Origin of the sequence: Faecalimicrobium dakarense, assembly GCF_000499525.1 — a bacterium.
Classification (GTDB): Bacteria; Bacillota; Clostridia; order Peptostreptococcales; family Peptostreptococcaceae; genus Faecalimicrobium; species Faecalimicrobium dakarense.
Map to the genome: position 1 here is coordinate 36,402 of NZ_HG529430.1, position 21,970 is coordinate 58,371.

The following is a 21,970-nucleotide window of genomic DNA, read 5'->3' on the forward strand; positions in this document are numbered from 1 at the left end:
TTTACAGACCTCCTTCTAATATAGCTTCAGCTTTTATAACTTCATACTCAGAAACTACATTTATTTCATCTATATCATTTTTTATATAGCAATTATCTTCTATTATTGCTCCTTCTCCGATCATAGCCTTCTCTATAACCACATTTTTACCTATTTTAACATTAGGCATTATTACAGAATCTTTTATAATACTACCTTCTCCAACTTCTACTCCATGAGATAATACAGAGTGATCTACTTTACCTAATACCATACAACCATCTGCTATCATTGAGTTACTTAAACTTGCCTTTAATCCAACATATTGAGGAGGCATAGCTTTTGTATTTGTATATATTCTCCACTTATTATCATTTATTTTTAATACTTCTTCTGAGTTTATAAGATCCATATTAGCTTCCCACAAGCTTTGTATAGTACCTACGTCTCTCCAGTATCCAGTAAACGGATATGCAAACATTTCAACATTATCTTCTAGCATTTTAGGTAATAAATTTTTCCCAAAATCATCATAATTTACATTTTCTGTTTCGATTTGTTTAAAGTAACTTTTTAATACTTTCCAATCAAATATATAAACACCCATAGAGGCTAAGTTGTTTTTAGGATTTTCAGGTTTTTCATCAAATTCATAAATACTTCCATCATTATTTGTATTCATTATTCCAAATCTTGAAGCTTCATCCCATGGAACTTCAATTACAGCTATAGTAGCTTTTGCATTTCTTTCTTTATGGTATGATAGCATTTTATTGTAATCCATTTTATATATATGGTCTCCTGATAATACTAATACGTACTCAGGATTATAATTATCTATAAAGTCCATATTTTTATATATAGCATCTGCAGTACCTTTATACCAATTCCCTTCTGTCTCATTCATATATGGTTGAAGTACATATACTCCTCCATTTATTCTATCTAAATCCCAATGACTTCCCATGCCTATATGAGTATTTAAAATTAATGGTCTATATTGTGTCAATACACCTACTGTATCTATACCTGAATTAGAACAATTGCTTAATACAAAATCTATTATTCTATACTTTCCACCGAATGATACTGCTGGCTTAGCAATTCTTTTTGTAAAAACTCCTAGTCTTGAACCTTGACCTCCTGCTAAAATCATAGCTAACATTTCTTTTTTCACTAGTTATCCCCCTTATTACTAATCACTAATTTATTATTAAAATATCTTTTATATTTTTATAACTCTTGAACTTTGATTATATTTTTTTTATTTATAATTTCATTTTTATCATTTTTCCCGCCAATAAGTATCTTATCTTCTTTATTTATATCTAACTTATCTAAAAATATATCTTTTCCCTTAATAAAACTTACTCCTAAAGGAGGAACTTTAATTTTTATATAATGTTCTTTATTATGCCATTTTTCATTTATAGAAGTTAACTGTGCACCTTCCATAGTTTGATTTGATCCAAAATATCTATCATTATCAGAATTTAATACTTCTTCATATATTCCCTCATAAGGCACTCCTACTTTATAGTCATAGTAAACAACAGGAGTGAAGTTTATTACTGCTATCATAAAGTCTTTTGGGTTTTTCCCTTTTCTCATAAGCACTACTACACTTTGTTCACTATTGTGAGGATCTATAAAATCAAAGCCTTCATAGGAATTATCTATTTCATATAAGGCTTTTTCATTTTTATATAAGTTATTTAAATCCTTTATATAATTTTTCATTTTAATATTAGGCTCTTTTTCTAAAAGCTCCCATTCTAATCCATAAGCATATCTCCACTCTAATCCTTGAGCAAATTCACAACCCATAAATAAAAGCTTTTTACCTGGATGTATCATATAGTATGCATATAAAGCTCTAAGGTTTGCAAATTTTTGCCATGTGTCCCCTGGCATCTTATCTAATAATGATTTTTTACCATGTACAACTTCATCGTGAGATAGTGGTAGTATGAAATTTTCTGAAAATGCATACATAAAAGAAAAAGTTATTAGTTCATGATGATACTTTCTATATATAGGATCCATTTCCATATATCGTAATGTATCATTCATCCATCCCATATTCCATTTATATGTAAAACCTAATGCTCCTTTATATGTTGGTCCTGTTACCATTGGCCATGCTGTAGATTCTTCAGCTACTATTATAGGATTGTCAACGTATTTATATATAGTTTCATTAAATCTTCTTAAAAAATCTATAGCTTCTAAATTTTCTCTTCCTCCATATTTATTTGGCTTCCACTGGCCTATATCATAGTCTAGATACAACATACTGGATACTGCATCTACTCTCATTCCATCTATATGAAACTCATTAAACCAATAAAGAGCATTTGATAATAAAAAGCTATTAACTTCTGGTTTTCCTAAATCAAAATGAGCAGTTCCCCAACCTATATTTTCAGCCTTTAGTGGATCACTATATTCAAATTGATTAGTCCCATCAAATTTATATAGTCCATGTTCATCTTTACAAAAATGACTATATGCAAAATCTACTATTATTCCGATTTCATTTTCATGACACGTATCTATAAATGCTTTAAATTCATCTGGTTTTCCATATCTACTAGTGCTACTATAATAGCCTATAGTTTGATATCCCCAAGATTCATCTAGCGGATGCTCTGTTATAGGAAGCATTTCTATATGTGTATATCCCATATCTTTTACATAATCTATCATTTCATATAGCTCATTATAAGAAAAAAACTCCCCATCCCATTTTCTTTTCCATGAACTTAAATGAACCTCATAAATATTCATCGGCTCATTATCATACTTTTTATTTCTCTATTTTTTAACCATTTTTGATCATTCCACTTATAATTATCATGATTATATACTATAGATGCAGTGTCTGGCCTTTTTTGAGAATATACTGCATATGGATCTGATTTCATTCTACTGATACCATCATAACCTATTACATTATATTTATATGATTGACCTATTATTACATTTGTTAGAAAAATACTCCATATTCCACTATCATTAATATTCTCCATAGGATGTGATTCTTTGTCCCAATCATTGAAATCTCCTACTAAATACACATTTTTCGCATTTGGTGCCCATAAGTTAAAACATATCCCCTTTTTACCTTTGTACGTAGCTATATGGCTTCCCATAAATTTGTAGCTATCATATGACTGTCCCATTTTAAACATATCAATATTTTCTTGGCAAATGAGATATTCATACTTTATATTTTTTTTGTACGCCATATGTAAAATTTCCTCCCCCTATTGATCTCTCACATAGTAATTAATTATATAGTAAAATGTTCTATGCTTTAATTAATTATATAGTAAAACATTCTATACTTTACAAATAAGTTTTAGAAAAATTCAGACATTTTATTGTATTTTATTTCATATTAATAAACCTATTTTCATATATCGAGTTCATTCGTGTAAAATATGTAATTAATACTGAATTAAAAAAAAGAAGTCTTATAAAATTATAAGACTTCTTTAAAATAATTTGCTATATAGTATAAATACTACTTATCATCACCTAAAACCTCTTTTATTCCTTTAAATGTTCCTAAAAAGTTTACAGTGTCTGAAGGTAGTACAAGCTTAGTTGCATTTCCATCTGCCATTTTTTCAAGAGCTTCTATTGATTTTAAAGCTAGCATATTATCATCAATATTAGATTCTTTCATAGCTAAAAATACGGCTCTTAAACCTTTAGCATTTGCTTCTTGAACTCTAAGTATTACCTCTGCATCCCCTTGAGCTTTTGCTATTGCAATTTGTCTTATTGCTTCAGCCTCTCCTTGTGCTTTAAGTATATCTGCTTCTTTTTGACCTTCTGCCTCACGAATCGTAGATTCTTTTTTAGCTTCTGCTCTAAGTATTGCAGATTGTTTTTCACCTTCCGCTTGAAGTATTGATGCAGATTTATTACCTTCTGCTTGAAGTATTGACTCTCTTCTTTCTCTTTCTGCTCTCATTTGCTTTTCCATAGTTACTTGTATATCATGTGGAGGCATTATGTTTTTAAGTTCTACTCTATTTACTTTTATTCCCCACTTATCTGTTGCTTCATCTAATATTACTCTCATTTTTGTATTTATTATATCTCTAGAAGTTAATGTTTCATCTAAATCTAATTCACCTATTATGTTTCTAAGAGTTGTAGCTGTTAAATTTTCTATTGCTGTTATTGGATTTGCTATTTCAAATACATATCTAGCTGGATCTGTAACTCTATAATAAACTACAGTATCTATTTGCATAGTTACGTTATCCTTAGTTATAACTGGTTGTGGTGGAAAATCTACTACATTTTCTCTTAAATCAATTACATAACTCATAGTATCTATAAATGGTACTAAAAAGTGAACTCCTGTATCTGCTACTTTCAAAAACTTCCCAAGTCTCATTACTATTCCTACTTTAGACTGCTTTATTACCCTAACACATGATAAACCTAATATTACAACAACAGCTATTAACACTATTGGTAATATTATAGGCATTACTGATTCTACCATTTAAATCATACCCCCATTATATTTATTTTTTTATTTTTTGACAACTAATTTAACTCCCTCAATTTTAACTACTTCTACAATATCGCCTTTTTCTAATTTTCTTCCATCAATAGATATAGCACTCCACTTTTCACTATCAACTACTACTAATCCAGTTTGACCTGGAAGTATCTCTGACTCCACTATTCCTCTCTTTGAAATAATAGCCTGTAAATTTGTATTGTACTTGTAGCCTTCATCTTTTTTTACTATTTTTTTAGTAGCAATAAATAAAAAAGCTGTAGATATTATTGCAAATAGAACTATTTGTATAAATATACTTTCTATAAAGCTACTTAAAAATAGTACAACTAATGCACCTATACTAAACCATATTAATGTTAAGCTAGGTGTCATAGCTTCTGCTATACCAAATGCAATAGCTACTATTAACCATATTAATTTCATATCAATCCCTCATTTAATATTATATTTTTAATTTATTAAGCATTTAAATCTTCTATTATTAAATATATGTGTATAAAGAAAATTATTAACTAAAAAATAAGATTCCCCCTCTTATTTAAATACAGTTTACCATAATTTAAAGCTGTATATATTACAAAAAGATTACGACTATATATAAACATCAAGTTTAAATGTATTATAGTTATATATTTAAGTGATAATAAAAAGATAACACCTTATAAATGCAGGAGTTATCTAATGAATATTATATATCTTAATTAATTTTTCTAAAACTTAAAGCTTATTTTAAGTACATTATTTTATCTTCATTTATATCTAAATTTAAACTATCATTAATATTAAACTCTATACTATCTTTGTATAAGTCTACTTGAATAAATTTACATTCTCTATTTTCTTTATTTTTAATAAAAATTGTATATCCAAAAGGATTTTTTACTATATTTTTTATTTCAAATAATCCTTTTATATCTTTTTTCAAATTAATGTGTTCTTGGCGAATTCCTATATAATTAGTATTGTCATTTAAAATTTTATTAGTATTAATTAAAAAGCTTAAGTCTTTAGCATAAAAATTATTACCTTTAGTCTTTTCTATTTTTAATATATTTTTACAACCTGTCATTTTAGCTTCTACAATTGAATTCGGATTTTTAAATAACTCTTCTATACTTTTTTTATCTTTAGATATCCCTTTATCATATACTACTATATCATCGCAAACTCTGTATGCTTCTTTTATATCATGAGTTACAAATATTACTTCACCGTTATACTCATTTAATATATTTACTAATTCTATTTCCATATCACTTCTAAGATGATAATCTAGTGCTGAGAATGGTTCATCTAAAAGTAATATCTGTGGTTCTGTAGCTAAAACTCTAGCCAATGCGACTCTTTGAGATTGTCCTCCTGATAGTTGGTGAGGATATCTATTTTCTAATCCTTCTAATTTAAATTGTTTAATATATTTATTTGATATATCTTTTACCTTACTTTTTTCTAGGTTAAATAATCCAATTTCTATATTCTCCCTTACAGTCATATGTGGAAAAAGTGCATAGTTTTGAAATAGAAATCCAATTTTTCTTTCCTGTACTGATAAATTTATTTTTTTTTCTGAATCAAATAATATTCTATTATTTAGTATAATTTTTCCATTTGTCGGAGTTTCAATCCCGGCTATACATTTTAAAGTCATACTTTTACCACAACCAGATTCACCTAAAAAACCAAGAACATTACCTTCTTGTTCAAATTTAACTTTTAAATTAAAAGATTCTAGTTTCTTTTCTATATCAATATAAAATGACATTTACTTTAGCCTCTTTCCTATTATTTTTTGTTGTTTATCAGACCAGTAATTTAGCATTATAATCATAAAAAATGATATCAAAATAATCATAATTACCCAAGTCATAGCCTTATTCATGTCTCCACTTTCAACAGCAAAAAAAATAGCTACTGGCATGGTTTGAGTTTTTCCTGGAATATTACCTGCTATCATCAAAGTTGCTCCAAATTCACCCAATGCTCTAGCAAATGATAATACTGTGCCTCCAATAATTCCAGGATAAGCTAGTGGAATAGCAATCTTAGTGAAAATCTTTAACTCACTAAGACCTAATGTTCTTGCTGATAAAATGATATTATCATCAATTTGCTCAAATGCTGATCTACTCGTTCTATACATCATAGGAAATGAAACAACAACTGCTGATATAACCGTTGCTGACCAAGTAAATATTATATTTTTATCAAATGAAAAAAGTACCTTTCCTAATATCGAATTTTTTCCTAAAATAAGTAGTAGAAAAAAACCTATTACTGTTGGTGGTAATATTAAGGATATAGTTAATAGTCCATCAATTAGGCCCTTAAATTTACCTTTATACATTGCCATTTTGTAAGACACCAATATCCCTATAAAAAAGGTAATAATAGTAGCTAGAATAGAAGTTTTTATAGATATATATAGTGGTGACCAATCCATAACTAATTCCTTTCTATACTTTATAATCTTTAATTGTATCCATATTTATTTAATATTTTTTTAACATCTTCACTAAGTAAAAACTCCTCAAGCTTCTTACTCTGTTCATATTTTTTACTACTTTTTGTAATTGCTACTGGATAAATTATTGGTGAATGATTTTTTTCATCTATAATTTCAACTACTTTCACACTATCATTATTTACAGTGTCACTTATATAAACAAATCCTGCATCAGCATTTCCTGAGCTTGTCCAAGCTAATACTTCTTTTACATCTTTTCCAAATGTTAATTTTTCTTTTACTTTATCTTTTAAATTTAAACTATTTAATACTTCATCTGCGTATTTACCTGCTGGTACACTATCAGGATATCCAACACCTATATGCTTTATTTTATCTGTAGTCAAATCATCTATATTTTCTAAATTTCCATCCTTTGGAGCTATTAAAACTAGCTTATTTCTTGTAAGCTCTTTAACTGTGTCAGATACTAAAAATCCACCTTTATCTAAATCATCTACTTGTTTTTTTCCTGCTGATATAAAAATATCACATGGAGCTCCTTGTTCAATTTGTTGCTTTAAAGAGCCTGAACTTCCATAATTTATAGTAAGTTTTGCATCTTTATTTTTACTTTCATATTCCGTTTTTATTTCAGCCATAACTTCTTTTAAACTAGCTGCAGCTGATATATTAATTTCTTCAACAGTGTTTTTAGACTCACACCCAACCATTAATAAAATAAATGGAATAATAAAACATAACCTTTTAATTATATTTTTCATTTTTCTATCCCTCCCTTAATATAATAGTACATTATATTGTATATTTTTTCATTATATTATATATTTTTACATAAAAAGAACACCTAATAACTTAGGTGCTATAAATTTTATTATAAATTTCTTTTGAAAAGTATATTAATTAATCCAGTCTCGCTATCCTCATTGACTATTGCATCAACTTCATATACTTTTTTTATTAATTTCTTAGTTAATACTTCTTTTGGAGTTCCATATTTAACTATTTCTCCATTTTTTAATACATATATCTTATCACAATACATAGCTGCAATATTTAAATCATGTATTGCTGCTATTACTTCTATATTTAAATTTTTAACTATATCCATTAATTGTAATTGATATTTTATATCTAAATGGTTCGTTGGTTCATCTAATATTAAACATGAAGTTTTTTGAGCCAATGCCCTTGCTAGTATTATACGTTGTTGTTCTCCTCCAGATAGTGTTGAAAATATTCTATCCTTAAAATCTAGCATATTTACTTTATCTAAAGATTCATACATAATTTTGTAATCATTTTCGCTATCTCTTTCCATCATTTTTTTATGAGGAGACCTTCCCATTAATACAATTTCTTTAACACTAAAATCAAAATCATAATAATTATGCTGAGATACAACAGCCATTTTTTTTAGCAGTTTCTTTTATAGATAACTTATCTATATTTACTTCATCTAATTTTATAGTTCCATCATGTGGTTTTAATGTTCTATAAATACATTTTAAAAATGTAGACTTTCCACTTCCATTTGGACCTATTATTCCTACGAACTCTTTATTATCAACATCTATATTTATATCTTTTAGTATATCTATATCACCTATCTTAGCATTTACTTTGTCTGTTTTTATATGCATTAGTTTTTGCCTCCAAATCCATAAGTATTTTTTATCATTAACCAGATAAAGCATGGAGACCCTATTATAGATGTTAATATACCTATTGGAATTTCTGTTCCTTTTATTATTATTCTAGATAATACATCTGCCCATATTAAAAATATTGCTCCTAATATTGCAGCTATCGGTATTATCTTTTTGTGGTCTGTTCCGAATATCATTCTTACGATATGAGGTATAATAAGCCCTACAAATCCTATCATACCAGACGCATACACTAAAACTCCTATCATTAATGATGTTATTATCAAATAAACATGTCTATACTTATGTAAATCAGTTCCTAAAGTAATTGAAACTTCATCTCCTAATAACATTAAATTTAATGTTCTATATTGGGTTATAAAAAATATAGTTCCAATTATTATTATAGGTAGTATAAAAATTATCTCTTCCCATTTAGCTCCTGCCAAACTACCCATAAGCCAAAATGTTATAGTTTTCATTTTACTTGCATCATCTACTATATATACTATAAAACTTGAAAATGCACTACATACTGAACTTAGTGCAGTTCCTGCCAATAAAAGTTTTATTGAGTTTGCTCTGCCTCCAATATTTGATATAACAAGAACTAATATAGATACTATAAACGCTCCTATAAAACCGGTAATACCTATTGCGTTACTTCCTAATATTGAACCTACACCAAACATAACAGCTATTGTAGCTCCTAATGATGCTCCTGATGATACACCTAATATATATGGATCAGCTAGTGGATTTTTTACAATAGCTTGCATTACTATTCCTACTACTGATAATCCTACACCTACCGCTATCGCTAATATAATCCTTGGAAGTCTTATTAGCCATACAACATCATGAATAGCTCCATTACCTAGAGTTTCAGTTTGTCCAATATTAAATAATTTATAAAAAATAATACTATATACTTCTTTTATGCTTATATCTACAGAACCAAGTGTAACTGCAAGTCCTATTGATAAAAATAATAGTATTAATAAAAATATAGAAACACCTATATATATAGGTGCTCCTTTAAATATATTTGATTTTTTATCTTCAATATAAATTTCTTTTTCCATTATGACTCTCCTAGTTTTTTAAGTCCGGATATAATCCTTTTGCAAAAGTATTTATACCATCAATAGTTCTTATACCACTAGAATACATATCTCCTAAAGGTACCCCATATACTCTTTTATTTTTAACTGCATCTAAACTTTTTAGTGCTTTATTTTCTAATATTTTATTTACCTCTTGCTTAGGAACATTTTCATCTGATCTATCCATATATACAACGAATATGGAATCTGGATTTAAGTTTATTAAATCTTCTTCACTAATTTTTTTACCTTGAGGATTTAATAAATCTGCACCTAATTTTTTAACCATATCTCCACCTAATGTATTAGCTCCATAAGTAGTTATTTGGTCATCTAAAAATTCTACAATTAAAGTACTTTGATTTTCTTTACCTTGTACCGATTTAGATACTTCTTCAACCTTTTTATTTATTTTATCTACTAGCTCTTTAGCTTTATCTTCTACATTAAATATTTTACCTAAGTTTAATATATCAGTTATTTCATTTTCTATTGTTCTTTCATCTTTTACACCACTATTTAAAGACATATATGTATTTATATTATTGTCATGCCAGTAATTTACTTCACCTAATCTTTTTTCATCAAATAATGAATACCAACTTAATATAAAGTCTGGTCTTTCCATTATTATACTTTCTTTTGATGGTGTAAATTCTTCTAAATATCTCACTTTTTTAAATGCTTCTTTATATTCATCTTTTACATCATGGTCAAGACCTGCTGCTGCAACTATTTTATCTTCTAATCCTAATGCTAACATAGTTTCAATTGAGTTTTGATATATAGCTACAACTTTTTCAGGAGCTTTATCAAAAGTTATTTCAACTGGTTCTTTTTTATAATTATAAGTTGTAATAGTTACTGGATAGTGAGAATCTTTATTTTCTGACTCTTCCACCTTTGAATTACTTTTACCTTCATCCTTTTTTTCATTTGTTGAACTACATCCAACAGCTCCAATTATAAATATGAAGCTTAATAAAAATACCATAATCTGCTTAATTTTTTTCATGCTTATCCTCCATTTTACATCTAAATTATAATTTGTAAAAAATCATAACTGCCTATAGATATAATATAAGGACACTCTCAGTAATAACACTTTGTTCATGTTTATTTGTGTTTTATATCTCTCTTTGTACCGAAGAGTATCGATATTTTAATACTGGCAAGTCTCCTGACTTATAAATCATCGCACTAACTAGCCTTCCCAAATTATAAATTCAGTGGCATAGTAAGTTAGCACTCCTTAATTACAGTAGCGGCACTGTGTGGAAATTTCATCCATCTTCCTTTTTAATTTCATATAAAACCAGCATTATCCATATATAGCAATAATTTTATTACTTTATCTCTAATTATATAAGAATTTATGTTTTTTTCTATATTATTGGGTATTTTATTTAATTAATGTATTTTTTATTAAAAACGTTATCAGATTTCTTTTATCCCTCTTGTAAGATACGCTTTATTATCTTTTTCATTTATATAACCATTCCATTAACTATTTTATATATAATTATTTTTTCCTTTATTGATTGGTTAAGTTATTTTAAAATATATAGTTTTTTCTTTATATGTAAACTTAAAAAGTCCATGAACACTAACTATTGCTTTAAATAGTGTAGAAACCCATAGACTCTTTATAATGTATTTTTAATTTATAAGAATTTTTCTCTAAACCCAGCACCTCTTACTTCTTCTACATGATTTACAGATATAAAGGCACTTTCATCTTTTTTATATATTAATTCTGTAAGTTTTGCAACTTGACCTGCTGCAACAATACAATATACTATTTTCTTTTTATTATTAGTGTATGCTCCTTCAGCTTCTAGGAATGTTACACCCGTTCCCATTTCAGTCATTATAGCTTTAGCTATTTCTTCATACTTTTCTGATATAAGAAGTATTGATTTATTTTTATCTAATATATCTTTTGCCATATCCATTGTTATTGATGTTAAATACATAGCTATTAAAGTATACATTACTGGTTTTGCTCCAAATAAGAATCCTCCAGCAAATATAATAAAGAAATTTACTATCAAATATGTATTCTTTAAAGGTATACCAAATTTTCTTTTCATTATAGCTGCTATTATATCAAGCCCTCCTGCCGATGCTCTAGCTTTGAATACTAATCCCATACCAATCCCATTTAATACTCCACCAAATATACACTGTAACATAATATCATCCATATAAAGCCCTTGGAATAAATCTTGTGTAGCACCTAAAGAAGCTGAGAATAAAATCATATTAAAAAAACTAATTACTAAAAATTTCCTATCTAAAAATCTGCTACCTAATATAAATATAGGTATATTTATTAAGAAACTCATCATACCTTGGTTAAGACCTAATGTCTGATTTAAAATTATACATATACCGGCTAATCCACCACTTAGCATCTTAGCTGGTGCTAAAAAAGCATTGATTCCCACAGCTTGAAGTATAGTACCAATAATTATTAATCCAAATTGTAAAAATTTATTCTCTTCAATATTTAAAGATTTAGCTGTTGTCATTTGTGCTCCTCCTTTTCAATAAATACATGCATATTTGCAACATCTTATTGTAACTCTATCGTTTAATTTTGACAATACTTTCAATAATATTCGTATTTATTCATACTTTATTTTTCATTTAGATTTTATTGTATGTCACTATCCCATTTATATACTATCAAGTTTTATAAATATCCCCCCCGTATAGTATATTCTTTTTATTTATATAAATAAAAATGCGGATATTTATAAAATAAATATCCGCATTTTTACTTTTATAATATAATTGTAAACTTAGTTCCTTCCCCTAAATTGCCCTCAACGTAAATTTCTCCATTATGCATATCTATAATATGCTTGGTAATAGTTAAACCTAAACCACTTCCACCCTTTACCTCCGAGTTAACATCTACTATTTGATTAAATCTATCAAATATTAATTTATGATATTTAGGATCTATGCCTATACCATTATCTTTTATAGTTATAACTACCCTATTGTTTAGCTCTTTTATCTTAACTTCAATAGTACCCCCACTTGGTGTGAATTTTGCTGCATTTCCTACTAAATTTACTATACATCTTTCTATCTCATATGCATCGCACTTTATATCTTTTTCCTCAATCTCTGGATCAATTATTAACTGAATTCCTTTACTTTCTACGTATTCTTTTAATGATAATGTCGCTTCCTCTACTATGTATACTATATTTTCTTCTTTTAAATTAATCTTATACTTTCCATGATCTATTTTAGTTGTATCTATTAAATTGTTTATTAAATTAAGTAAACGTTTTGTATTTCTGTTCATTACCTTCATATAGTCACTCAGTTTTTCTCTATCCACACCTTTCTCAGATTTATTAAACTCAGTTATAAGTTGTTCTGTTGTATATATTACATTTAAAGGTGTTCTAAGTTCATGAGATAAATTTATTAAATAGCTATTCTTATTTCTTTCTAATTGAATAACTTTATTTAATAGTTCCTTACTTTTTTCCATTTCATCACTTAGTTGCTCTGTCTTTTTTGTTACTAATTTATCTAGATATTTCATTCTGTTTATATATGAATATATTATTAATATAAGAAGTAAAAAGTATATGAATATAGCTATATCACTTTTTAATGGATGCGGTAATATGGTAAAACTTACCTTATTTTCATTAGTTATTTCTCCATTATGACTTCTTGCTTTTACTTTAAGAGTATAATTACCTGAAGGTAAATTACTATAATTTATATTATTTGTATCTATTGTATGCCACTCAGAGTCTGTACCTTCTAATGTATATTTATATTGTACATTTTCTATATTCCTATAATCTGAAATAAACAACTTTATATTTATAAAATTTTCATTGTATTTAAATTTCAACCCATCTATTCTATTATATCTTTTTCCATTAACTTCGAATTTATCAAAAACAACATTTGGAATATAAGCATTTTTCTTCACATTTTTCGGATTGAATATATTAAGTCCATTAGTTCCTCCAAAGAAGAACTCACCTTTTTTATTTTCATAGGATGCGCTTCCATTAAATTCATTTCCTTGAAGCCCATCCGTTGATCCGAATTTTTCAAATTTATTATTTTCAGAATCTAGCTTTGAAATACCTTCATTAGTACTAATCCAAAGATTATCATCTTCATCAATTAATATTCCATATACAGTATCATTAGATAACCCATCGTGTACCGTATACCTTGTAAATGTTTCTGACTTTTTATTGAATTTGTTCAACCCATAACTAGTACCTACCCATAAATTTCCTTTACTATCTTCGGCTATTGACCTTACTGTATCACTACTTATAGTTCTTTTATCATTGTCTTTTCTTTTATAGTTTTTTATAGTCTTTTTAACTGAATCTATCCTTATTAACCCACCATCTACAAAACTCCCAATCCAATAAATACCTTCTTTGTCTTCATATATTACTCTAGCATATAAATCTTCTATGCCATTATCCTTCAATATCTTAGTAATATCTTTTATTTCATTATTTTTTGTATTTAATATGCTTACCCCATCCGTAGTTCCAATCCATAAATATCCTTTGCTATCTAAATATAGGCACCTTACATTGTCTTCACATATTCCATTAGATTTATCATATGTATCTATAGTATTTTTATCTTTATTAATTTTTACTAGTCCATTATCAGTTCCAATGTATATTATATTATCTTTACCTGTTATATCATTTATAGAATCATTAATAAAAAGTCTATTGGTGTTATCCTTATTTATATGAGTCACTTCGTCAGTATTTCTATCTATTACATTTACACCTTTAGAATTTGTCCCTACCCATAATAATCCATCCTTATCTTCATATATACCATGTATTAAATTATCACTTAAAGAATTTTTATTAGTTGGATCTTTTTTATAGTGTTCCATTTTGTTATTAGCATCAAAAACACTTATTCCATTATAAGTACCTACCCAAATTAATCCACTTTTATCTTCTATAATTGTAAATAAATCATCATTAATTAAGCTGTCGTCATCATACATTTTATTTTTATATGCTATAAAGTTATCATCTTTATCATTATATTTTGCTAATCCTCTATCTGTAGCTATCCATAATACATTATTACTATCTTTATATACATCCTTGACATAATTTCCAGGAAGCGAATTTATATCTTTAGGGTTATTTTTATACTTTTTTATTTCATGAGTATTTATATCTATTCTATTTAATCCTTCTTTAAATGTTCCAATCCATATATAACCATCATCATCATATGAAAGTCCATATATATTATTTTCGCTTATACTATTTTCTGTTTTATCGCTATAAAATTTATAAACTTTTTCATTCTTAACATCTAACTTATTTAATCCATTTTTAGTGCCTATCCATATATCACCATTTCCATCTTGTTTTAGCGTATGGATAAACTGGCTAGTTATATCATTTTTACCCTTCAAAATTCGCTTGAATTCATCCTTTTCTTTATCGTAAATATTAAGACCATTTGATGTGGCAATAATAACGTCTTCTTTATTAGTTACTAGAATATCACCTATATTATTATTAGATAGGTTCCCATTATCTTTTTCTGCGAAGTAATTAGTTATTTTCCCATGAGCATTTATTTTATTTAATCCATTAGCCGTTCCTACCCATATATTACCTTCTTTATCCTCTTGTAAATCAACAATATAATTATTTGTTATACTATTTTCAGAATCTTGATGATGCCTATATACATCAAATTCGTATCCATTATATTTATTAAGACCATCATTTGTACCTATCCAAATGTATCCTTGCTTATCTTGAATTATCGTCTCTACTGTTGCTTGAGATAATCCATCTTCATGCTTAATATTTCTAAACTTTATATCATGTGCATATGCATTTACATTAAAGAAACTCATAACAAAAAATATAAAGCTTAAAATATTAATCGTTAAAATATTTACTAAGCTTATTTTTTTCATCTCTTCCCCTTATGATATCCCTATATTTTTACATTTTTTTTAAATTATACTACATTTTTACATCTTTTTCCATATTTAGAGATTTGGGTTAATATACAGAAATAAAAAATCACTCATACATGAGTGATTTTATATACCTATTACTTTTTTATACCTTCAATTTCTTTAGTCAATAAATTTTCTACCACTAACTTTAAGGTAGCTGCTGAAACTGGACAATTTTTACAATCTCCCTCTAATCTTACCAATACAACCCCCTGATCATTTACATCTACTAGCTTTAAATCTTTACCTTCTTTCTGTAATAATGGCCTTATTCTTTCAATAACAGCTGACACCTTATCTGTCATAAACTTCCCCCTAAAATAATAATTTATAATTGCATATATTCATAAGTTTCTATGCTCTATTTATATATCCTTTTCTTATTTTTCACTTTTATAATTTGTTTTTAATTAACTTCTTTTTATAATATTTTTAATTATATTTTTAAAATATATTAAACCCTTCCAGGAAAATGTTTGCATAGATAATGAAAATAATTTATAATTAAAGTATAAATTATTATAAGGAGATGAGTATATATGAAGTATATAAATAAATTAATTATATATTTAGTTGTGTATATACTTTTTGTGGCTTTATATAGTTTAAATTTTAAAGGAGACATAAGCTTCATAGATATGAAACTATGCTTATTATCATCAATTATACCTGCTTTAGTAGGTGGTACTGCTACAAATCTATTATTTAAATAAAATTTTATACATAATTAAAATAAAAAAAATAAGGTCCTTAAGACTTTATTTTTTTTTATATTTCTTTATTCTATTTACTACAATTTCGGATATTTCTTTTACTTCTTTAATATTAAATAGTAATATTAATACTATATAAATGATTAATCCTACAGATACAGAAATTATAGTATCCACTCCTATAAATTTTCTATTTTCTATAGTAAACCCATTTCCTAATCCTAGTATATCATTATACATAAACTTCATTGCTATTCCCATAATAACTGAAGCTATTGATACTTTTATAAATGTTATGAATATATTTTTAAATCCTAGCTTTCCAATTTTTTTCCTTAAAGATATGAAAAGTAACATGGTAGTTAATATAGCAGATATAGAGCTTGCTAAAGCTAGTCCACCAATCCCCATATACTTTACTAAAACTATAGAAAATACAACATTTATAACTACAGATATAGTAGCATTTTTTACTGGTGTTTTAGTATCTTGCAATGAATAAAACCCTTTAGCCAAGATTTCTCTAAGTCCATATGCTACTATACCTACAGAATAACAAGATAACGCTGTTGATGTTAAATATGTAGCATGTGAATCGAATGATCCTTCTTCAAATAAAATTCTTACTATAGGAGTTGAAAAATCCATAATCATTATCATTATAGGTACCATTAATATTACTATAATATTTATAGATTTTGATAAATTAGCTTTAAATCCTTTTATATTGTTTTCGCTAGCTAATTTTGATAGAACTGGATATATCACTGTAGATAATGCTACGACTATTACACCTACAGCAAACATACTTAGCTTATTTGCATAGTTTAATGCAGTTATACTTCCCTTCTCTAAGGTAGATGCTAAAGTTCTATTGACTATTGAGTTTATCTGCCCTACATATGAACCAAAAAATACTGGTATAACAAGATACACTACTTGCTTTATATTTTCATCTTTAAAATTTATTTTTAATCTATGTTTATATCCTTTTTTAAATAAAAACGGTAGCTGGAATAAAAGTTGAGCTATATATGCAATTAAAGTACCAAATACCATAACATAAGAATTTGTTATAGATCCTAATATTATTGCTCCTATAACAAATATGTTAAATGGAATACTTATAAGACCTGATATATAAACGTCCCCTGATGCTACTAAATATGAAGATATAAGCCCATTAGCTGCTATAAATATCATTGAGAATAATAATATTTTTAAATATTCTACAGTAAGATTTAATACATCTCCACTAAATCCCATGGCAAATAATTTCACTATGTATGGTGCAAATATCATACCTACAATAATAAATAATACACTTAGTATCATAACTATATTCAATACATTGCTAGTAAATTTATTTACTCCTTCTTCTCCGTCACTATCTTTAACTTTAAAAAACATAGGTATAAATGTTGTTCCAAGCGCTGCACTTATTCCATCAAATAAAACTACAGGTATATTTAACGCTGTAAGGTATGCATCTGTTATATCTCCAGCTCCAAATGTCTGTGCTAATACTATATCTCTTAGAAATCCTGTTATTTTTGATATTAATATTATAGTCATAAGAATAACTGCTGCCTTTTTAGTTCTCTTTGCCATATATAATCCTCTTCTCTACTAAACTATTATATTCTATATTATTTTAATATTTTTATATAATATTGTACAACTATATTCTAATTATATCAAATTTTAATTATATAAATAATATCTTACTAATTGCGCTTATTTATATAAATTTTCATATTTATAAATATATAAAAAGAGTGCATAGTTTTATAAGCTATGCACCCTTTTGTAACTACATTTGTTCTGCTAATCTTTTATAGCTTTCATATCTTTCTTTTGCGTATTTTTCAGCTAATGTAAATAATTCTTCAGATATGTCTGGGAACTGTTTAGCAATTGCTGAATATCTTACTTGACCCATTAAGAAATCTCTAAAACTTTCTTTAGGCTCTTTAGAATCTAATATAAATGGATTTTTTCCTTGTTCTTTTAACTCTGGATTATATCTATATAAATGCCAATATCCACATGAAACTGCTTGAGCTTCATTAGCTATACTTCTTCCCATACCTTCTTTTAAACCATGACTTATACATGGTGCGTAAGCTATTATTAATGATGGGCCATCATAATTTTCAGCTTCTATTATAGCCTTCATTAATTGGTTCTTATCTGCACCCATAGATACTTGTGCTACATATACATTTGAGTATGTTATTGCCATCATACCTAAATCTTTCTTTCTAGATCTTTTTCCTGATGCTGCAAATTTAGCCATTGCAGCTACTGGTGTAGCCTTAGATGATTGTCCTCCAGTATTAGAATATATTTCTGTATCATATACTAATATATTTACATCTTCTCCAGATGCAATTACATGATCTAGGCCTCCATATCCTATATCGTATGCCCAACCATCTCCACCTATAATCCATTGAGATCTCTTAACTAGATAGTCTTTTCTATCCTTTATCTCATTGACTAAAGATTGTACCTCTGGACTAAATGAAGTTCCTTCTATAGCTTGTAGTACTTTTTTACTACTTTCTTTAGACTCTTCACCTTTTTCCTTATTAGCTATCCATGCTTCAAAAGATTCTTTTAAACTTTCTGTGCCTTCCATAGTTAATAACTCATTCATCACATCTTCTATTTTACTTCTCATTTGTTTAGATGCTAAATACATTCCATATCCAAACTCTGCATTATCTTCAAATAATGAGTTTGCCCAAGCAGGACCTTTACCTTCATGGTTTATTGTGTATGGACTAGTTGGAGATGATGCACTCCATATTGATGAACAACCTGTAGCATTTGCTATTATCATTCTTTCTCCAAATAGTTGAGTAACTAATTTAATATATGGTGTTTCTCCACATCCTGCACACGCACCTGAGAATTCAATTAAAGGAGTTTTAAATTGAGAATCTTTTACTGTTTTACCAGCTACTAAATCCCCTTTGTATGAAATTTCTGAAACAGCGAAGTCCCAATTTGGTATTTCTTTTTCTATTTGAGTATGAAGTGGTTTCATAACTAATGCCTTTTCTTTAGCTGGGCATACATCTGCACAATTTCCACAACCTGTACAGTCCATAGTATCTACTTGTATTTTATATTGTAATCCTTCAAATCCTTTACCTACAGCTTTTTTAGTTTCAAATCCTTCTGGTGCTTTCGCTAATTCTTCTTCATTCACAAGGAACGGTCTTATAGTAGCATGAGGACATATATATGAACATTGATTACATTGGATACAATTTTCTAATATCCATTCTGGTACATTAACTCCTATACCACGCTTTTCATATGCAGCTGTACCACAAGGAATTGTACCATCTTCTATTCCATTAAATGCACTTACAGGTAATCCATCTCCTTCTTGCGCATTCATAGGTCTTAATATATTCTTTATAAATTCAGGCTCATTGTTGCTTTCTTTTGCTTCGTCAGTTGCATTTGCCCAACTTTGAGGAATTTCAATTTTTGTTATTGAGTTTTTACCTTTTTCTACTGCTTCGTAGTTCATATTAACTACTTTTTCACCTTTTTTACCATAAGCTTTACTTATAGATGATTTTAAGTATTCAGTAGCCTCTTCCTCTGATATTATATTAGTTAGCTTAAAGAATGCAGATTGCATTATCATATTTATTCTATTTCCAAGACCTATTTCTTGAGCTAGTTTAGTAGCATTTACTGTATAGAATTTAATGTCATTATTAGCTATGTAGTTTTTCATTTTTGCCGGTAAATGAATATCTAATTCTTGATCATTCCATATAGTGTTTAAAACAAAAATACCACCTTTTTTAAGCCCTCTTAATAAGTCATATTGATTTACATAAGATTGATTGTGGCAAGCTATATAATCAGCGTTATCTATTAAGTAAGTTGATCTAATTGGTCTGTCTCCAAATCTTAAGTGAGACATAGTTATACCGCCTGATTTTTTAGAGTCATATGCAAAATATGCTTGTACATATTTTTTTGTATTATCTCCAATTATCTTTATTGCTTGCTTATTAGCTCCAACTGTACCATCTGAACCTAGTCCCCAGAACTTACAGTTTATAGTTCCCTCATGGCTTAATTTTAGCTCATCTTTAACTTCTATAGATGTGTTAGTTACATCATCATTTATACCAACTGTAAATTGATCTTTAGGTGATTCACTTACTAAGTTATCAAATATAGCTTTTATATCTGAAGGTGTAACATCCTTTGATGCAAGTCCGTATCTTCCACCTATTATCATAGGTGCATTTTCTCTATTATAAAATGCTGATCTAACATCTAAATATAGTGGCTCTCCTATTGAACCAGGTTCCTTAGTTCTATCTATTACACATATTTTCTCAACAGTTTTAGGTACTGCATTAAATAAATGTTCTTTAGAGAACGGTCTATATAAATGAACTTTAACTAATCCATATTTTGCTCCTTTAGAATTTAGTTCATCTATTGTCTCTTCTATAGTTTCAGTTACCGATCCCATGGCAACTAATATTTCTTTTGCATCTTCAGCTCCATAGTAATTGAATAAACTGTGATTTCTTCCTGTTAATTCACTCATTTGTTTCATATAGTCTTCTACTATTGGTATTATTTGATCATAATACTTATTGCTTGCTTCTCTAGTTTGGAAGTATATATCTGAGTTTTGAGCTGTACCACGAGTAACTGGATGATCTGGAGATAAAGCTCTATCTCTAAACTCTTGAAGTGCTTTTTTATCTACTAATTTTTCATAATCGCTATATTCTAGTACTTCTACTTTTTGAATTTCATGTGATGTTCTAAATCCATCGAAGAAATGTACAAAAGGCAATCTACCTTTTATTGCTGCTAAGTGAGCAACTGGCGCTATATCTGCAACTTCTTGCACTGATCCTGATGCTAACATTACGCATCCTGTCTGTCTTGTTGCCATAACATCTTGATGGTCTCCAAATATTGATAAAGCTTGAGCTGCTATTGCACGTGCACTAACATGGAATACTCCCGGAAGTAATTCCCCTGAAACTTTATACATATTTGGTATCATTAGAAGTAATCCTTGTGATGCAGTGAAGGTAGTTGTAAGAGCTCCACCCTGTAGTGAACCATGGAATGTTCCTGCTGCTCCTGCTTCAGATTGCATTTCTACTACATTTACTTTTTGATTAAATATGTTTTTTAATCCTTGAGCTGCCCATTCATCTACTACTTCAGCCATAGTTGTTGATGGTGTTATTGGAAATATTGATGCAACATCTGTGAAAGCATATGCTACATAAGCAGCAGCTGTATTTCCATCAACTGTCTTCATTATTTTTGACATATTATATCTCCTCTCATTTTAGGTTTTATTTATTTTAGTATATAAATCCTAATTATTTTTTACATAAATTCGATATAATACTCATCTTTTACCAAACTAATTAATAATTTTTTGCAAATATAACTTATAATCCTTTAA

18 protein-coding genes and 1 riboswitch are annotated in these 21,970 nt (G+C 27.7%); of the genes, 1 reads left to right on the forward strand and 17 read right to left on the reverse strand.

Annotated features, from left to right (window positions below):
- Nucleotide 1: 1 nt before the first annotated feature.
- The 15 genes from BN899_RS16975 to BN899_RS17035 all read right to left on the reverse strand — a co-directional run bounded on the left by BN899_RS16975 (nucleotide 2) and on the right by BN899_RS17035 (nucleotide 16,080).
- Nucleotides 2-1,156: a glucose-1-phosphate adenylyltransferase gene (locus tag BN899_RS16975; protein WP_147568599.1), complete on the reverse strand. Its 1,155-nt coding sequence runs from the start codon at nucleotides 1,154-1,156 to the stop codon at nucleotides 2-4.
- A 56-nt stretch (nucleotides 1,157-1,212) separates the two neighbouring features.
- On the reverse strand, nucleotides 1,213-2,769 hold the full coding sequence (glgB, locus tag BN899_RS16980) for a 1,4-alpha-glucan branching protein GlgB (protein WP_242824226.1): 1,557 nt from the start codon (nucleotides 2,767-2,769) through the stop codon (nucleotides 1,213-1,215).
- Nucleotides 2,766-3,230, reverse strand: coding sequence for a GlgB N-terminal domain-containing protein (locus tag BN899_RS20690; protein ID WP_242824227.1), 465 nt, complete (start codon nucleotides 3,228-3,230; stop codon nucleotides 2,766-2,768). Before BN899_RS20690 ends, glgB begins: the two co-directional genes overlap by 4 nt.
- 278 nt (nucleotides 3,231-3,508) lie before the next feature.
- Nucleotides 3,509-4,507, reverse strand: coding sequence for an SPFH domain-containing protein (locus BN899_RS16985; RefSeq protein WP_042277932.1), 999 nt, complete (start codon nucleotides 4,505-4,507; stop codon nucleotides 3,509-3,511).
- Between the two features lie 30 nt (nucleotides 4,508-4,537).
- On the reverse strand, nucleotides 4,538-4,954 hold the full coding sequence (locus BN899_RS16990) for an NfeD family protein (protein WP_042277934.1): 417 nt from the start codon (nucleotides 4,952-4,954) through the stop codon (nucleotides 4,538-4,540).
- Nucleotides 4,955-5,255: 301 nt separating this feature from the next.
- Entirely contained in the window at nucleotides 5,256-6,293 is a 1,038-nt protein-coding gene (locus BN899_RS16995) for a sulfate/molybdate ABC transporter ATP-binding protein (protein ID WP_042277936.1), read from the reverse strand.
- Nucleotides 6,294-6,971 carry a molybdate ABC transporter permease subunit gene (modB, locus tag BN899_RS17000; RefSeq protein ID WP_042277938.1) on the reverse strand — a complete coding sequence of 226 codons (678 nt, stop codon included), beginning with the start codon at nucleotides 6,969-6,971 and terminating at the stop codon, nucleotides 6,294-6,296. It abuts the gene before it with no gap.
- Between the two features lie 29 nt (nucleotides 6,972-7,000).
- Nucleotides 7,001-7,759, reverse strand: coding sequence for a molybdate ABC transporter substrate-binding protein (gene modA, locus BN899_RS17005; RefSeq protein ID WP_042277940.1), 759 nt, complete (start codon nucleotides 7,757-7,759; stop codon nucleotides 7,001-7,003).
- A 110-nt stretch (nucleotides 7,760-7,869) separates the two neighbouring features.
- Nucleotides 7,870-8,406 (reverse strand): ABC transporter ATP-binding protein, encoded by a 537-nt coding sequence (locus BN899_RS17010; RefSeq protein ID WP_330362593.1) that lies wholly within the window; start codon nucleotides 8,404-8,406, stop codon nucleotides 7,870-7,872.
- A complete protein-coding gene (locus BN899_RS20695) occupies nucleotides 8,384-8,638 on the reverse strand; it encodes an ABC transporter ATP-binding protein (protein ID WP_330362594.1) in 255 nt (84 codons plus the stop codon). The genes BN899_RS17010 and BN899_RS20695 overlap by 23 nt, the downstream gene beginning before the upstream one ends.
- Nucleotides 8,638-9,729, reverse strand: coding sequence for a FecCD family ABC transporter permease (locus BN899_RS17015; protein WP_173399949.1), 1,092 nt, complete (start codon nucleotides 9,727-9,729; stop codon nucleotides 8,638-8,640). The genes BN899_RS20695 and BN899_RS17015 overlap by 1 nt, the downstream gene beginning before the upstream one ends.
- 10 nt (nucleotides 9,730-9,739) lie before the next feature.
- Nucleotides 9,740-10,765: an ABC transporter substrate-binding protein gene (locus tag BN899_RS17020; protein WP_042277944.1), complete on the reverse strand. Its 1,026-nt coding sequence runs from the start codon at nucleotides 10,763-10,765 to the stop codon at nucleotides 9,740-9,742.
- Nucleotides 10,766-10,903: 138 nt separating this feature from the next.
- A riboswitch (cobalamin riboswitch) is annotated at nucleotides 10,904-11,085 on the reverse strand.
- A 329-nt stretch (nucleotides 11,086-11,414) separates the two neighbouring features.
- Nucleotides 11,415-12,284, reverse strand: a complete 870-nt coding sequence (locus tag BN899_RS17025; RefSeq protein ID WP_042277946.1) for a YitT family protein — start codon at nucleotides 12,282-12,284, stop codon at nucleotides 11,415-11,417.
- Nucleotides 12,285-12,538: 254 nt separating this feature from the next.
- The gene (locus BN899_RS17030) at nucleotides 12,539-15,730 is read right to left on the reverse strand and encodes a sensor histidine kinase (protein ID WP_042277948.1); all 3,192 of its coding nucleotides are present in this window, start codon (nucleotides 15,728-15,730) and stop codon (nucleotides 12,539-12,541) included.
- A 140-nt stretch (nucleotides 15,731-15,870) separates the two neighbouring features.
- Entirely contained in the window at nucleotides 15,871-16,080 is a 210-nt protein-coding gene (locus BN899_RS17035; protein WP_042277950.1) for a NifU family protein, read from the reverse strand.
- A gap of 234 nt (nucleotides 16,081-16,314) precedes the next feature.
- On the opposite strand from BN899_RS17035, the gene BN899_RS19145 reads away from it, so the two are divergent.
- A complete protein-coding gene (locus BN899_RS19145) occupies nucleotides 16,315-16,488 on the forward strand; it encodes a hypothetical protein (protein WP_154658908.1) in 174 nt (57 codons plus the stop codon).
- Between the two features lie 45 nt (nucleotides 16,489-16,533).
- Here BN899_RS19145 and murJ read toward each other — a convergent pair whose 3' ends face one another.
- Both murJ and nifJ read right to left on the reverse strand, forming a co-directional pair.
- Nucleotides 16,534-18,099 carry a murein biosynthesis integral membrane protein MurJ gene (gene murJ, locus BN899_RS17040; RefSeq protein WP_042277952.1) on the reverse strand — a complete coding sequence of 522 codons (1,566 nt, stop codon included), beginning with the start codon at nucleotides 18,097-18,099 and terminating at the stop codon, nucleotides 16,534-16,536.
- Between the two features lie 202 nt (nucleotides 18,100-18,301).
- Complete coding sequence (gene nifJ / locus BN899_RS17045; protein WP_042277954.1) at nucleotides 18,302-21,832, reverse strand: pyruvate:ferredoxin (flavodoxin) oxidoreductase; 3,531 nt, start codon at nucleotides 21,830-21,832, stop codon at nucleotides 18,302-18,304.
- Nucleotides 21,833-21,970: the final 138 nt, after the last annotated feature.